A 13,325-nucleotide genomic window follows, 5' to 3' on the forward strand; every position below is an offset into this window, starting at 1 on the left:
ACCTTTCTGGTTTGCGGCCTGCTACAGAGCGAAGAACGGGGTTTCCCGTCCGTCCGTATTCTGCACGTGGATCGTCAAGTGATATCCGCGATCGGTCTTCTCGGCGATCAGCTTGGGGCGGTCGGCTTCCGGGACGGCGGACAGCACGGGGTCCGACGCGTGGGCATCCGTGTCCTCGGGGAAGTAGAGCCGGGTGTAGAGGCGCTCGAGCATGCCGCGGGCAAACAATCCGACGTTGATGTGCGGGGCCTCGACTGCGCCGTTCTCGGCGGGAAGAGTGCCGGGCTTGACGGTGTGCACCACGATCGTGCCGGTCTCGTCGGCGAACACGCGTGCCAGGCTGCGGAATCCGGCGGGGGTCGCCTCGGCGGCACCGCGGGGATCGGTCGGGCTGTCGAAACGGCCCGCGGCGTCTGCCTGCCAGGTCTCGATCATCGCGTCACCGATCGGCTGTCCGGCCCCGTCGATGACGGTGAAGGACACGGTGATTCGGCCCGGTGCGTCCTCGGGGACAGTGTTGCCGCTGTTCTCCCACGTGGGGTACAGGCCGATGTGGACGTACGGGCCGACGGTCTGCGACGGGGTGACGCCGAACGGCACCTCGTCCTGACTCTTGGCGAAGACCGGGTACCGCGGGGCCTCGGGGTTCTGGGTGTCGATCATCAGTGGCCCTCCTCGAACGGGGTGGCGTCCTGACCGCGCAGGACGATGTCGAACTTGAATCCGACCGCCCAGTTCTCGCGGGTCTGGTCGTAGTCGAACGTGCTGATCATCCGCTCGCGTGCCGCTTCGGGCACCGAGTTGTAGATCGGATCCTGGAAGAAGAACGGGTCGTCGGGGAAGTACATCTGCGTGACCAGGCGCTGGGTGAACGCCTGACCGAACAGGGAGAAGTGGATGTGCGCGGGACGCCACGCGTTGTGGTGGTTGCCCCACGGGTACGCACCCGGCTTGACGGTCGTGAACTCGTAGTGACCCTGCTTGTCGGTCAGGCAGCGGGCGACACCGTTGAAGTGGGGGTCGAGCGGCGCGGGCCAGGAGTCGTTCTTGTGGCGGTAGCGGCCGCCGGCGTTGGCCTGCCACACCTCGATGAGGGTGTCCGGGATGGGCTTTCCGGCGCTGTCGAGGACGCGGCCGTGGACGATGATGCGCTGTCCCTGGGCCTCGCCGCCGTTGGCGCGGGTCATGTCGTTCTCGCCCTTGGCGACGTCCGCGTCACCGAAGACCGGACCGGTGATCTCGCCCAGTCGCTGCGGGATCAGGATCAGGTCGTTCTTGGGGCTGCGCAGCCGAGTCGTCTTGTACTCGGGGAACAGCAGCGGGGCGTTGGCTTCGTGCCCGGCTTGGTGGTGGGCTGGCAGATGCAGCATGGAAGAAGATCCTCACGTTCTCGATGTGAACAGTCGGCCGCTATTCGCACATAGTAGTCGTGTTCTGTGATCGGGCCAACAGGCGGGGCGCAATTTGTTCGCAATGTGGATGGATGTTCACTACTCGAACATTTTGCGGTAGCCTGGGTCACATGGTCAACAAAGTCTTCGCAACGGCGGCCGAGGCCGTTGCCGACGTGCCCGACGGAGCCTCCCTCGCGGTGGGCGGTTTCGGCCTCGTCGGTATTCCCTCGGTCCTCATCAACGCCCTTCTCGCGCAGGGTGCGACCGACCTCGAGACGGTCAGCAACAACTGCGGCACCGACGGTTTCGGTCTGGGTCTGCTCCTCGAGCAGCACCGGATCCGGCGCACCATCAGCTCGTACGTCGGCGCCAACAAGGAGTTCGCGCGGCAGTACCTGAGCGGCGAGCTCGAGGTCGAGCTCACACCGCAGGGCACGCTGGCCGAGCGCATGCGCGCCGGAGGAGCGGGCATCCCCGCCTTCTACACCCCGGCCGGCGTCGGGACGCAGGTCGCCGACGGCGGTCTCCCGATCCGCTACGACGGGCAGGGTGGCATCGCGGTGGCGAGCAAGCCGAAGGAGACCCGCGAGTTCGACGGCGAGGCCTTCGTCCTCGAACGGGCAATCCGCACCGACTTCGCGCTGGTCCACGCGTGGAAGGGCGATCGGCTCGGCAACCTCGTGTACCGCGAGACGGCCCGCAACTTCAACCCGGACGCCGCGGGCGCCGGTCGCATCACCATCGCGCAAGTCGAATACCTCGTCGAGCCCGGCGAGATCGACCCCGCGGAGGTGCACACCCCCGGCATCTTCGTCCAGCGTGTGGTCGAGGTCGGCAAGCAGGACACGGGAATCGAGAACAGGACGGTGCGGGCATGAGCTGGACGCGTGACGAGATGGCGGCCCGGGTCGCGGCCGAACTCGAGGACGGGCAGTACGTCAACCTCGGGATCGGCATGCCGACCCTGATTCCCGGTCACATCCCGGCGGGCAAGGACGTCATCCTGCACTCGGAGAACGGCATCCTCGGCGTCGGGCCGTACCCGGCCGACGACGAGGTCGACCCCGAACTCATCAATGCGGGCAAGGAGACCATCACCGTCGTTCCCGGTGGCGCGTTCTTCGCCTCCTCGGATTCGTTCTCGATGATCCGCGGCGGCAGCGTCGACGTGGCCGTTCTCGGTGCCATGCAGGTCAGCAGCCACGGCGACCTGTCCAACTGGATGGTCCCCGGAGCCATGGTCAAGGGCATGGGTGGCGCGATGGACCTGGTGCACGGCGCGGGCAAGGTCATCGTGATGATGGATCACGTCACCAAGAAGGGTGAGCACAAGATCCTCGAGGAGTGCACCCTGCCGTACACCGGCAAGCGCTGCGTCCAGAAGATCGTCACCGATCTCGCCGTCATCGACGTCACCCCCGACGGCCTGCGGCTCGTCGAGACCGCGCCCGGACACAGCGTCGAGGACGTCCAGGCGGCCACCGGCGCGAAGCTCCTCGTCGACGCCACCGTCTGACGCCACCGCCCGTCGGTCCCGTATGTCGCCGCCGTCGGCCCGTACCCTCTGGGCATGGGTGTGAGCGTGCGGGCCGCGACCAAATCCGACATCCCCGCAGTGACGCGGGTGCTCGCCGACGCGTTCTTCGACGACCCCGTGATGGTCTGGATGTGGCCGGACCCCGAGCGCCGGCGGCGCGGCCTGCCGAGACTGTTCGCGGTGGAGATCCGTCATCACCACCTCGCCGGGGGCGGAGCCGAACTGGCCGAGGACGAGAACGGCGTGGTCCGCGGTGCCGCCATGTGGGATCCGCCCGGCGGCTGGAAGCAGTCGACGGTGTCGTCGCTCCTCAGCCTGCCGGGTCTGATCCGGGCGTTCGGGCCGCGGTTGGGAGTCGGGGCCGCGGTGAGCGGAACCGTCGAAGACGCGCACCCCGCGGATCCCGTCCATTGGTATCTGGCGACGATCGGAACGTCGACCGCGGGACGGGGCGGTGGTTACGGGACTGCGCTGTTGCGGTCGCGGCTGGACCGCTGTGATGCCGAGGGCCTTCCGGCGTATCTGGAGTCGAGCAAACAGGACAACATTTCGTACTACCAGCGGTTCGGCTTCGACGTCACCGGTGAGATCCGGATACCGGACGGCGGGCCGACGCTGTGGGCGATGTGGCGGGAGCCCGTCGCGACCCCTTAGGTTAAGCTCGGCAAGCCTTACCTAAGTGGTCGCATATCCGGGTAGACGAGAGGGTCGCCGCATGAACGTGGGTCAACAGAGGATCGGCCCGAGCCGACGCGGATTCCTCGTGGGCACCGGGGGTGCGCTGCTCGCGTTCGCCGCGGCCTGCGCCAGCCCGGACGGTGGCGACGGCAGCGACGCGTCGGGCCCCGTCATCGCCCACAAATACGGCGACACCCAGGTGCCGGTCGACCCGCAGCGCATCGTCAGCGTCGGCTACAACGATCAGGACACCATCCTCGCGCTCGGCGGCACCCTGGTCGGCACCTTCGACTGGTACGGCGACTACCCGTACGGCGTGTGGCCATGGGCGCAGGACCTCCTCGGCACCGCGCAGCCGGAGATCGTGGGCACGGCGTCCACCAACATCGACTTCGAGAAGGTCGCGACTGTCGGCCCGGACCTGGTGGTCGGCACCTACTCCGGCCTCACCCAGGCCCAGTACGACAAGCTGAGCGCCATCGCGCCCACGGTGGCTCAGCCGAAGGAGTTCGCCGACTACGGCGTTCCGTGGCAGGACCAGACGAGGATTCTCGGTGCCACGCTCGGCAAGAAGGACAAGGCAGCCGAATTGGTAGGGTCCGTCGAGAAGCAGTTCGGCGACGTCCGCGCCGCCAACCCGGCGTTCGCCGGCAAGACCGTCCTCGTCGGTGCACTGAAGGGGCCCGGGCAGTTCGGCGTGTACGGGCCGGAGGACCCGAAGGTCCGCTTCTTCACCGAACTCGGTTTCGTGAATCCGCCTGTGGCCGAGCAGATCACCGGCAACTTCGCCGAGATCAGCACGGAGCAGCTGTCGCTGGCGAACGTCGACCTCCTCGTCTGGTACGCGGGCGGAGGTTACGGCGACAAGTTGCGCGCCGAACTCGACAACACGCCCATCTATCAGGAACTCGACGTGGTGAAGGCGGGGCGCACGATCACGCTCGAGGACGCCGCCGCCGAGGCGATGGCGTGGAGCACCGTGCTCAGCCTGCCGTACGCCTTGACCGAGATCCCGCCGCGGGTCGCGCCCCTGCTCGCCTGAGGCCCGATGTCCGACGGCCCGGGCCCGGTTCGTGATACGAACGACTCGTGACCGCGATTCCTGAACTTCACGCCGGAACTCCTTTCGACGACCTCGACGACTACCTCGCGCTCGGCCGCGTCGGCGGCCTCGTGCTGTCTCCGGACGGGCGACGATTAGTCGTCGCGCAGTCGACGCTCGACGAGAAGGCGACCAAGTACGTCACCGCTCTGTGGGAGATCGATCCCATCGGCGGGTTCGCGGCGCGGCGGCTCACCCGGGGCCGCACCGGGGAATCCAACGCGACGTTCACCAGCGACGGTGATCTCCTGTTCACGTCCTCCCGCCCGGCGCAGGACGAGGACGAACTTCCCGACGACCTGTGGCGGTTGCCCGCGCGCGGCGGCGAGGCAGTGGTCGTCGCGCGTCGCGGCGGCGGCATCACCGGGGTCCGTGCCGCCCGGTGCGCCCCGCGGTTCGTCGTCACCACCGGCGTCCTGGGGGCGTCGGGCGAGCCTGCCGACGACGAGCGGGTGCGCGCCGAGCGCAAGGAGAAGAAGGTGTCGGCGATCCTCCATGCGGGGTTCCCGATACGCTACTGGGACCACGACCTGGGTCCGGACGTGCCTCACCTGCTGTCCGCTCCGCTGGACGAGCTCGCCGAGAACGGGCACGAGCCCGCGTTGACCGACCTCACTCCGTTGCCCGGTCCGGCATTGCGGGAGGCCGATTACGCGCTGAGCGACGACGGCACCTTCGTCGTGACGTCGTGGACGGTTTCCGGTCCGCTGGCGTCGATCCGGAACATCCTGGTGCGCATCGACACCGAGACGGGGGCACGCGCGGTCCTCGTCGACGACGCCGGCGCCGACCTGTCGGATCCGGTGATCTCGCCGGACGGGCGGCGCGTCGTGTTCACGCGTGAATCGCACGCGACACCCGACTCCGCGCCGCGGTTCACCCTGCACCAGTACAGCTTCGACACCGGCGCGGTGACGGAGGTGGCGCCGGGGTGGGATCGGTGGGCCACATCCGTCGCCTGGTTGCCGGACGGTTCCGGCCTCCTGGTCACCGCCGACGACCACGGCCGCGCCCCGATCTTCCTCCTCCGCGACGGCTCGGATCCCACACCGGTCACGAGTGACGATTCCGCGTACACCGACATGCAGGTGGCGCCCGACGGATCGACCGTGTTCGCGTTGCGGGCGTCCTACGCGACGCCGCCGCACCCGGTGCGCATCGACCTCACCACCGGCGCCGTGTCGCTGCTGAAGGCGCCCGCCGAACTCCCCGAGCTGCCGGGCACGCTGACGGAGGTCCAGACGGTGGCCGCCGACGGTGCGGCGGTGCGGGCATGGCTGGCGGTGCCGACGGGTGCCTCCACCCACGCACCGGTTCCGTTGGTGCTGTGGGTGCACGGCGGCCCACTGGGTTCCTGGAACACCTGGTCGTGGCGGTGGAACCCGTGGCTGCTCGTGGCGCGGGGATACGCCGTGCTGCTGCCGGATCCGGCGCTGTCGACCGGGTACGGGCAGGAGTTCGTCGAGCGGGGCTGGGGAAAGTGGGGCAAGGCGCCGTTCACGGATCTCATGGCGATCACCGACGCCGCGGTGGCGCTGCCCGAGATCGACGAGAAGCGCACCGCGGCGATGGGCGGGTCGTTCGGCGGATACATGGCCAACTGGATCGCCGGACACACCGACCGGTTCGCTGCGATCGTCTCGCATGCCGGCCTGTGGGCGCTGGACCAGTTCGGACCCACCACCGACGCCGCGTGGTACTGGCAGCGTGAGATGACTCCCGAGATGGCGGTGGAGAACTCGCCGCACCTGTATGTCGCGGACATCGCCACCCCGATGCTGGTCATCCACGGAGACAAGGACTTTCGCGTACCGATCGGCGAGGCCCTCCGCCTGTGGTTCGAGTTGCTGTCCGAATCGGGGTTGCCCGCCGACGACGACGGACGCACCGAACACCGGTTCCTCTACTTCCCGGACGAGAACCACTGGATCCTCAGCCCGCAGAACGCGAAGGTCTGGTACCAGGTGGTGCTGTCGTTCCTCTCGGAGCACGTGCGGGGAGAGGGCGCGGCGCTGCCCGAGATCCTGGGCCACTAGATCCTGGGCCACTAGATCCTGGGACACGAGATTCTGGGCCACGAGATTCGGAGTTACTGGATCGGACGGGGACGCGTGGCACGGGCTCACGCCCGCGTCACGCGACCCCGGTCGAATTCCTTGCCACCCCAGACACCGGTCTGCCCGGTGGCCCCGGCGAACAGGATCCTGGGCCACTAGATCCTGGGACACGAGATTCTGGGCCACGAGATTCGGAGTTACTGGATCGGACGGGGACGCGTGGCACGGGCTCACGCCCGCGTCACGCGACCCCGGTCGAATTCCTTGCCACCCCAGACACCGGTCTGCCCGGTGGCCCCGGCGAACAGTTCGCACCGCAACCGCAGCGGACAATGACGGCAGACGTCGCGCGCGTACGCGAAATCCTCTGTGGGGAAGGGGAACCACCGGTCCGGCGCCGGATCGGCGCGGCACGCCGCGTCCACCCAGCCCGCCGGATCGTCGGACGCGGGCAGCAGCGTGGACAGCGACGTGTCCAGGACATCGGTCATCGGAGATCTCCCCTTCCCTGGGGCGTGCGGTCGGTGACGGTGAACGACAGGGATCTCGCGGCTGGACGGCCGCGAGATCGGCCAGGTGTTCGGGCCGCCGCGGCCGCGGGGACGCTGATCAGCACGGCGGCACGCCGGCGAGGTTGTTCGGTGCAGGCGTGTCAGGCGGTGCGGCAGGGCTTCGAGGCGGGCATGATCCCGCGTTCGCCGCGCAGGCCGGACGGGAAGGGGAGGGCGGCGTCGGTGCGTGACCGGCGCAACTGGGTTGCGCGGATGACGGGCAGTGCTCGCATCGCTGACTTCCTTCCTGATGTCGTCCGTGGACCGATCGAACATGTCGAGCATCGCACACCCCGACGTCCGCGTCCTGGCATTTTTCGCGTCGTCGAACCCGCGATCGGGGGGCTCGTGAATCGGACAGGATGCCGCGACACGTCCGATGGATGCGGTGAAGTCGCGGTTCTCTCGCTACGGTGTTCGATACGTACCCCGAATGAAGGAGACATCGTGGCACTTCCCCAGCTCACTGACGAACAGCGGGCAGCAGCTCTCGAGAAGGCCGCCGCCGCTCGTAAGGCACGCGCAGAGCTCAAGGACAAGCTCAAGTCCGGTGACATCACGCTGAAGCAGGTCCTGTCCAAGGCTGACGTCGACGACATCATCGGAAAGACCAAGGTCAGCGCCATCCTGGAAGCGCTGCCGAAGATCGGCAAAGTCAAGGCCCAGGAGATCATGGCCAACTTGGAGATCGCGCCGACCCGCCGCCTTCGTGGCCTCGGCGACCGTCAGCGCGACGCCCTGCTGGCGCACTTCAGCTGACACGTTCTCCGGGCGCCCGCCCCGCGCCGTTTCGGCTGCGGGCGGGCGCCCGGTCGCGTTTTGAAGCCTCGACCCCGTCATGTGCAACCTGAAGGTTGCGCTGGGAGCCGCCGATATGCAACCGTGAGGTAGCACATCGGCGAGAGACAAGACGACCACCACCCGCGACGGCGACGTGTACGTCGTGGACTTCCCGCCGTACGCGTGCTTCCCGATCGTTCCGGTCACGTCCGACGCACCGCACTACATGTCGTTCCGCGGCGGGGACGACCCCGCACAGCCCCTCGTGGAGGGCACGTCCACACTGGTCGAATTCTTCCTGACCGAGCATGAGGGTGGCACGCACCGGATAGTCGCAGGATCGGTGGTCTTCGTTACGCGCTCCCTCTGCCCGGATGCCGGCGGGAGCGGACCGGCGAGTACGGCGTCGGGTCGATGTCCGGTCGCCGTTCGTCGACGAGGTCCGCGAGGATCCGCGCCGAGCCACACGCCATGGTCCAGCCGACATGACCATGTCCGGTGTTGAAATACAGATTGTCGTGGCGCCCCAGGCCGATCATCGGCGGGCCGTCGGGGGTCATCGGGCGAAGGCCCGTCCGGTATCTGGCCGTGTCCCAATCGACGGCGCCGGGGAACAGTTCGTTGCCCGCCTCCACGATTCCCGCGTAGTCGGCGGGGGAGTGACTACGGTCGTATCCGACGAATTCCGCGGTGGCCGACATTCTCAGTTCGTCGCCGAAGCGAGACCAGGCGACGAGTGTCTTCTCGTCGATGCCGCCCACCACGGGCGCGCGTTCGGGATCCTTGACCGTGGCGGTCAGTGTGTAACCCTTGGCCGGGTAGACGGGCAGTCGCAGGCCGATGCTCCGCGCGACGAGGGTGCTCGCGGCCCCGGCGGCGAGGACGAACGCGTCCGCGCGGATCTCGTCGCGATCGGTGACGGCGCGTGTGATCGCGGCATCGTCGCTTTCGAGTCCCACGACGGACGTGCCCAGGTGGAACCGGACGCCCAGCCGCCGGCATTCCTCGGCGAGCCCCACCGCGAATCGGTGCGGGTCGCCGGTGCCGTCCGTCAGGTCGTGGATCGCCCCGGCGAACGTGGCGGTCCCGTGCCGCAGAGCCGGCTCGACGGCGGCGATCTCGTCGGGGCTCAGCACGTCCTGCCGCTGACCGTGGTCGCGGAGCAGCTGGGAGTTCGCCCGCGCCTGCGCGAGTTCCGCCTCGTTCCTGTACAGGTACAGCACGCCGTTCCGCGTCTGGCAGTACTCCAGGTCCTCACGGGCGGCGAGCTCGTCCATCAGCTGCTGGCTGTACCGGGCCAGGCGAAGCTTCGCGAGCGTGTTCGACCGCGCGCGGGTCGCCGTGCATTCCCGGAGGAACCGCACGCCCCACCGGGCCAGGTCGAGGTCCGCGCGTGGGCGGACGCGGATGGAGGTCGACTCCCCGAGCAACGACCGGACCAGCATGGGGGGAGCCGACGGCGACGCCCACGCGTAGGAGTGGCCCGGGGCGATCAGCCCCGCGGTGCTCGCGCTGGTATCCGACGCGACCTCGCCGCGGCGGTCGTACAGATGGACCTCGTGTCCGCGCTCGGCGAGAGCGTGGGCGGTCGTTACCCCGACGACTCCGGCCCCGAGTACTGCTACCTTCATTCCGCTTCCTTTCCGTCGGCCCCGCGGCCGGTGACCGCGACGGCCTGTATTTCCACCAGCAGGCGTGGGTCGAGCAGGTCGGCGACGACGGTCGCCCTGGCCGGGCGGTGCTCCCCGCCGAACCAGCGCATCCATTCCTCGTTGAACCCCGCGGCGTTCGCGGCGTTCGTGAGATACACCGTCGCCGAGGCGATGTCGTGCACGGTGGCCCCGGCCGCGGCGAGGACCCTCTGGAGCCGGGTGAGGCAGTGGCGGGTCTGCGTTCCCACGTCCGTGCCGACGACAATGCCGTCGTCGTCGAAGGAGACCTGTCCGGAGACGAACACGAGGTCGCCCACCCTGCGCGCCGACGGATACGGGCTGGTGCCGGTGGTCACGCCGGGAACGTCCACGGTGTCACCCATGGTCGTGTCCGGTGTCGTCGCTGCCGCCGCGCAGCACTTCCTGTACGTAGAAGCGCCAGCCGAGGAAGCCGACCCACAGGGTGACGGCGATGACGGCGGTCGGGACCCCGTAATAGAGGAGGATGGGAATCATGCGAATTCTCCTTCGGAGACGCGGACGGAAGGCTGTTGCCTGCGCGGATAACGGGACGAGGTCGCGACCGCGACCGTGACGAAGACGAGGAGGTTGGCGAGGACGCCGGGGACCAGGCCGTCCAGTCCGAACGGTGCGCCGAGGCCCCACTGCCACACCGCGGTGACGACGGCGCCCGCCGCGATGGCCGACAGTGCCGCCGGCGCGGACCGCACCCCGAACAGCACGGCGCCGAACAGCGGAACGATGACCGTCGGTGCCCACAGCGTGTAGCTGTAGAGGAGGGCGTCGACGATCGACGGAACGCTGAGGGCGAAGATCGTGGCCCCGGCGCCGACGACGACACTGGTGACCCGCTCGATGGTGAGCCGCCGCGACGGGGGCAGTTCGGCTGGGCTGAGCGGCTGGTATATGTCCTTCGTCAGGACGACGGCGGTGGAGTTGAGATACGAACTGGCCGTGGACATCACGACCGCCATCAGTGCTGCCACCACCAGGCCGAGAATGCCGACCGGCATCAGGTTCATCACCACGGTCGGAAGCGCCTGATCGGTCTCGATGTCCGGGTACAGCACGAGGGCGATCAACCCGAGCGACGCCGAGGTGAAGAAGAAGAAGAACGAGAAGAACCCGGCCAGTGCGTAGCCCTTGCGGGCGTGCCGCGAGTCGGGAGTCGAGAACGTCCGCTGCGCGTACGGCGGGACCAGCGTCTCGCCGAGCAGTAGCGCCGCGAACAGCGTGAGGAACTGCGCCGGGGTGTACTCACCCATGAACGAGAGGTGTTCGGCGGGAACGCTGTCCAGGAGAGCTGACGGTCCGCCGACCGCGTCGAGTCCGATGAGCAGCGCCACCGGAAGCAGCACGCCCAGGAACACGAACTGCAGCAGGTCGGTCTGGATGACCGCCCAGGCTCCACCGAACGAAGAGTAGAGCACCACCACGCCCATGCCGATGATGACCGCGGGCACGGTGGGTACGTCGAGGGTGGCGTTGACGACGGTGCCGATGGCCAGTGCCTGGGCGCCGAGGATGCCGGCACACAGGACCACGGACAGCACGCCGGTGACCAGTTTGGCCGGTCGGCCGTAGTGGGTCTCCATGATGTCGCCGAGGGTGTGGGCGCCGATGTAGTTCTTGAGCCGGGGTGCGACGAAGTAGCCGACGAGCACCGTTTGAACACCGAAGGCGCAGAAGGCGAACATGTACACGTAGCCGTCGCGCATCGCGGCGCCGGCGACCCCGAGTGAGGCCCCGCCGCCGAGGAAGGCCGCGGCCAGGCTGCCGAAGAAGACCGGCCAGATGATTCGGTTACCCGCCACCGCGAAATCGTCCGGGGACTTGACGCGACGCATGGTCTGGACGCCGATCAGGACGAGTAGCAGGAAGTAGGCACCGAGAAGTATCCAGTCGAGGATTGCCATGTGAACTCCTAGTTGGGATGAGCCCATCGTAGGAACGGCATGTGACCGGAGTCACTAGTCAAGATGCCCTGAAGTTACACTGTATTCGGCGACTGATTGTGCGTCATGCACAGTCGATGCGCTCGGCGAAGGAGTTGAGAATGCTGAGTGAGGCTCTGGCGCAACAGATTGCGAACGAGATCACCGACGTCATAGGTTTCAACGTGCTCATCACGGACGCATCCGGCACGGTGGTCGGCAGCGGCGACGAGCGTCGCATCGGCCAGTTCCACCAGGCGTCGATCGAGGTGATCCGTGCTCGGCGGATGATCGCGCACTCGGCCGCGGATGTCCGCGACCTCGTCGGCAGCCTGCCCGGTGTCACCATCCCGCTCGTCATCGACGGCGAGGTCGTGGGGACCATCGGACTGTCCGGCTCGCCGGAGCAAGTCGAACAGTTCGGGCTGGTGGTCAAGCGGCAGACCGAGATCCTGATGCAGGAGGCGTCGCGGATCGGTACCCGGCTCACCTACGAGCGGGCCGCGGAAGAGTTGCTCCGCGACATCTGCGACTGGCATCGCTCCACGTTCACCGAGGCCCAGATCGTCCGGAGGGCAACGGGTCTGGGGTACGACCTGCGCATCCCCCGGGTGGTGGTGCTGATCGGCTACGACCGGCACGTCGACGACGCAGCCGTGTCGGGGCAACCGTCGTCCCACAAGGTCCTGCACGCGGTGCAGACCGTGTTCGATTCGGCGAGCGACCTCGTCGCACCGCTCGCCCGGCAGGTCGTGGCGGTCACCACGGCGATCTCGGCGCACACTCCCACTGCGGACGCGGCGCTCACGGACAGGTGCCGGAAGTACGTGTCGCTGGTTCGCGACGAAGGATGGGACACGCGGGTCGGAATCGGTTCGATCGCGCACGGCGTCGAACAGCTCAACCTCTCCTCCCAGGACGCATACGACGCGCTTCGGCTCGGCTCCGTTCTCGACCCGCGCGGTCACGTGTACGACATCGACCGGTTCCGGCTGCACCAGGCCGTCTCGGTGATTCCTGCGGAGACCCGGGACCGGCTGTCGCGGGCCACGCTCGGGGCGTTGACCACCGACGCCGACTGGCCGCACCTTCAGGACACATTGATCGCCTGGGGGGAGTGCGGGTTCAACTCCAGCCGGGCCGCGAAGAGGCTGCACGTCCACCGCAACACTCTCGCCAATCGCCTCGACAAGATCGCGCGGCTCCTCGGTCGCCCGCTCGACGAACCGGGGCTGGGGATGACGCTCTACATGGCCTGCGTGGTGGCGGAACGCGCCCGCTGAGTCCGCTGCCGCGCGTGTCCGGCAACACGACCGGCGCGCCGTCGTCGTGTCGCCGCGGATCGGCGTACCTTTCGATGCATACTCGACACTCTCGAGTGGTTGCCGCACGGCTGCGGCAGACGAACCGGAGGAATCCCTTGAACGACCACCACGTGCAGCTCTTCTCCGAGCTGCACAGCACCGCAGGATCCCAGGCCGCCGGAGAGGAGGCCGCCGAGTCGCTGCGTCCCGTCGACCAGGAGCATCGCACCGCGACCGAGGTGCACCGAGCACTGTTCAGCGACCAGTAGCGGGGCGGTCCGGTAGCCCCGTCGTCGGCCCACCGGCCGTTCATTA

The 13,325-nt window shown here is 68.1% G+C and carries 16 protein-coding genes and 1 pseudogene; 9 read left to right on the forward strand and 8 right to left on the reverse strand.

What is annotated here, in order from left to right:
- Window positions 1-21 precede the first annotated feature (21 nt).
- Both pcaG and pcaH read right to left on the reverse strand, forming a co-directional pair.
- On the reverse strand, window positions 22-663 hold the full coding sequence (gene pcaG, locus H0B43_RS29905) for a protocatechuate 3,4-dioxygenase subunit alpha (RefSeq protein ID WP_185724632.1): 642 nt from the start codon (window positions 661-663) through the stop codon (window positions 22-24).
- Entirely contained in the window at window positions 663-1,370 is a 708-nt protein-coding gene (gene pcaH, locus H0B43_RS29910; protein ID WP_185724631.1) for a protocatechuate 3,4-dioxygenase subunit beta, read from the reverse strand. The genes pcaG and pcaH overlap by 1 nt, the downstream gene beginning before the upstream one ends.
- 152 nt (window positions 1,371-1,522) lie before the next feature.
- Between pcaH and H0B43_RS29915 the strand changes: the two genes are divergently transcribed.
- The 5 genes from H0B43_RS29915 (at window position 1,523) to H0B43_RS29935 (ending at window position 6,747) form a co-directional block, all read left to right on the forward strand.
- Window positions 1,523-2,272, forward strand: coding sequence for a CoA transferase subunit A (locus H0B43_RS29915; protein ID WP_185724630.1), 750 nt, complete (start codon window positions 1,523-1,525; stop codon window positions 2,270-2,272).
- Window positions 2,269-2,910 (forward strand): CoA transferase subunit B, encoded by a 642-nt coding sequence (locus H0B43_RS29920; protein WP_185724629.1) that lies wholly within the window; start codon window positions 2,269-2,271, stop codon window positions 2,908-2,910. Before H0B43_RS29915 ends, H0B43_RS29920 begins: the two co-directional genes overlap by 4 nt.
- A gap of 54 nt (window positions 2,911-2,964) precedes the next feature.
- On the forward strand, window positions 2,965-3,585 hold the full coding sequence (locus H0B43_RS29925) for a GNAT family N-acetyltransferase (protein WP_185724628.1): 621 nt from the start codon (window positions 2,965-2,967) through the stop codon (window positions 3,583-3,585).
- Between the two features lie 61 nt (window positions 3,586-3,646).
- On the forward strand, window positions 3,647-4,651 hold the full coding sequence (locus H0B43_RS29930) for an iron-siderophore ABC transporter substrate-binding protein (protein ID WP_185724627.1): 1,005 nt from the start codon (window positions 3,647-3,649) through the stop codon (window positions 4,649-4,651).
- A 47-nt stretch (window positions 4,652-4,698) separates the two neighbouring features.
- A complete protein-coding gene (locus H0B43_RS29935) occupies window positions 4,699-6,747 on the forward strand; it encodes a S9 family peptidase (protein WP_185724626.1) in 2,049 nt (682 codons plus the stop codon).
- Between the two features lie 251 nt (window positions 6,748-6,998).
- Here H0B43_RS29935 and H0B43_RS29940 read toward each other — a convergent pair whose 3' ends face one another.
- A complete protein-coding gene (locus H0B43_RS29940; protein ID WP_185724625.1) occupies window positions 6,999-7,259 on the reverse strand; it encodes a WhiB family transcriptional regulator in 261 nt (86 codons plus the stop codon).
- Between the two features lie 161 nt (window positions 7,260-7,420).
- The gene (locus tag H0B43_RS42610) at window positions 7,421-7,552 is read right to left on the reverse strand and encodes a hypothetical protein (protein WP_282555426.1); all 132 of its coding nucleotides are present in this window, start codon (window positions 7,550-7,552) and stop codon (window positions 7,421-7,423) included.
- A gap of 214 nt (window positions 7,553-7,766) precedes the next feature.
- Here H0B43_RS42610 and mihF point away from each other — a divergent pair, with 214 nt between their 5' ends.
- Window positions 7,767-8,078, forward strand: coding sequence for an integration host factor, actinobacterial type (mihF, locus tag H0B43_RS29945; RefSeq protein WP_005248100.1), 312 nt, complete (start codon window positions 7,767-7,769; stop codon window positions 8,076-8,078).
- Window positions 8,079-8,226: 148 nt separating this feature from the next.
- Window positions 8,227-8,421, forward strand: a pseudogene (locus H0B43_RS42920) (hypothetical protein); the annotation flags it as partial.
- A 31-nt stretch (window positions 8,422-8,452) separates the two neighbouring features.
- Here the strand turns inward: H0B43_RS42920 and H0B43_RS29950 are convergent.
- From H0B43_RS29950 to H0B43_RS29965, 4 genes are read right to left on the reverse strand one after another with little or no spacing between them, the layout of a single operon-like run.
- Entirely contained in the window at window positions 8,453-9,730 is a 1,278-nt protein-coding gene (locus H0B43_RS29950) for a D-amino acid dehydrogenase (RefSeq protein ID WP_185724624.1), read from the reverse strand.
- Complete coding sequence (locus H0B43_RS29955; RefSeq protein ID WP_185724623.1) at window positions 9,727-10,134, reverse strand: RidA family protein; 408 nt, start codon at window positions 10,132-10,134, stop codon at window positions 9,727-9,729. The genes H0B43_RS29950 and H0B43_RS29955 overlap by 4 nt, the downstream gene beginning before the upstream one ends.
- On the reverse strand, window positions 10,127-10,267 hold the full coding sequence (locus H0B43_RS29960) for a hypothetical protein (protein ID WP_185724622.1): 141 nt from the start codon (window positions 10,265-10,267) through the stop codon (window positions 10,127-10,129). Before H0B43_RS29960 ends, H0B43_RS29955 begins: the two co-directional genes overlap by 8 nt.
- A complete protein-coding gene (locus tag H0B43_RS29965) occupies window positions 10,264-11,688 on the reverse strand; it encodes a sodium:solute symporter (protein ID WP_185724621.1) in 1,425 nt (474 codons plus the stop codon). Before H0B43_RS29965 ends, H0B43_RS29960 begins: the two co-directional genes overlap by 4 nt.
- 140 nt (window positions 11,689-11,828) lie before the next feature.
- Here H0B43_RS29965 and H0B43_RS29970 point away from each other — a divergent pair, with 140 nt between their 5' ends.
- Entirely contained in the window at window positions 11,829-12,989 is a 1,161-nt protein-coding gene (locus tag H0B43_RS29970) for a sugar diacid recognition domain-containing protein (protein WP_185724620.1), read from the forward strand.
- A gap of 137 nt (window positions 12,990-13,126) precedes the next feature.
- Window positions 13,127-13,279, forward strand: coding sequence for a hypothetical protein (locus H0B43_RS41880; protein ID WP_252189682.1), 153 nt, complete (start codon window positions 13,127-13,129; stop codon window positions 13,277-13,279).
- The last annotated feature ends 46 nt before the right edge of the window (window positions 13,280-13,325 follow it).

The organism is Rhodococcus sp. 4CII, assembly GCF_014256275.1.
Lineage (GTDB): Bacteria > Actinomycetota > Actinomycetes > Mycobacteriales > Mycobacteriaceae > Rhodococcus_F > Rhodococcus_F wratislaviensis_A.

Excerpts from the sequence above, each read along its gene's own strand:
- pcaG (WP_185724632.1), bottom strand. The coding sequence starts at position 663 with ATGATCGACACCCAGAACCCCGAGGCCCCGCGGTACCCGGTCTTCGCC.
- pcaH (WP_185724631.1), bottom strand. The coding sequence starts at position 1,370 with ATGCTGCATCTGCCAGCCCACCACCAAGCCGGGCACGAAGCCAACGCC.
- H0B43_RS29915 (WP_185724630.1), top strand. The coding sequence starts at position 1,523 with ATGGTCAACAAAGTCTTCGCAACGGCGGCCGAGGCCGTTGCCGACGTG.
- H0B43_RS29920 (WP_185724629.1), top strand. The coding sequence starts at position 2,269 with ATGAGCTGGACGCGTGACGAGATGGCGGCCCGGGTCGCGGCCGAACTC.
- H0B43_RS29925 (WP_185724628.1), top strand. The coding sequence starts at position 2,965 with ATGGGTGTGAGCGTGCGGGCCGCGACCAAATCCGACATCCCCGCAGTG.
- H0B43_RS29930 (WP_185724627.1), top strand. The coding sequence starts at position 3,647 with ATGAACGTGGGTCAACAGAGGATCGGCCCGAGCCGACGCGGATTCCTC.
- H0B43_RS29940 (WP_185724625.1), bottom strand. The coding sequence starts at position 7,259 with ATGACCGATGTCCTGGACACGTCGCTGTCCACGCTGCTGCCCGCGTCC.
- H0B43_RS42610 (WP_282555426.1), bottom strand. The coding sequence starts at position 7,552 with ATGCGAGCACTGCCCGTCATCCGCGCAACCCAGTTGCGCCGGTCACGC.
- H0B43_RS29950 (WP_185724624.1), bottom strand. The coding sequence starts at position 9,730 with ATGAAGGTAGCAGTACTCGGGGCCGGAGTCGTCGGGGTAACGACCGCC.
- H0B43_RS29955 (WP_185724623.1), bottom strand. The coding sequence starts at position 10,134 with ATGGGTGACACCGTGGACGTTCCCGGCGTGACCACCGGCACCAGCCCG.
- H0B43_RS29960 (WP_185724622.1), bottom strand. The coding sequence starts at position 10,267 with ATGATTCCCATCCTCCTCTATTACGGGGTCCCGACCGCCGTCATCGCC.
- H0B43_RS29965 (WP_185724621.1), bottom strand. The coding sequence starts at position 11,688 with ATGGCAATCCTCGACTGGATACTTCTCGGTGCCTACTTCCTGCTACTC.
- H0B43_RS29970 (WP_185724620.1), top strand. The coding sequence starts at position 11,829 with ATGCTGAGTGAGGCTCTGGCGCAACAGATTGCGAACGAGATCACCGAC.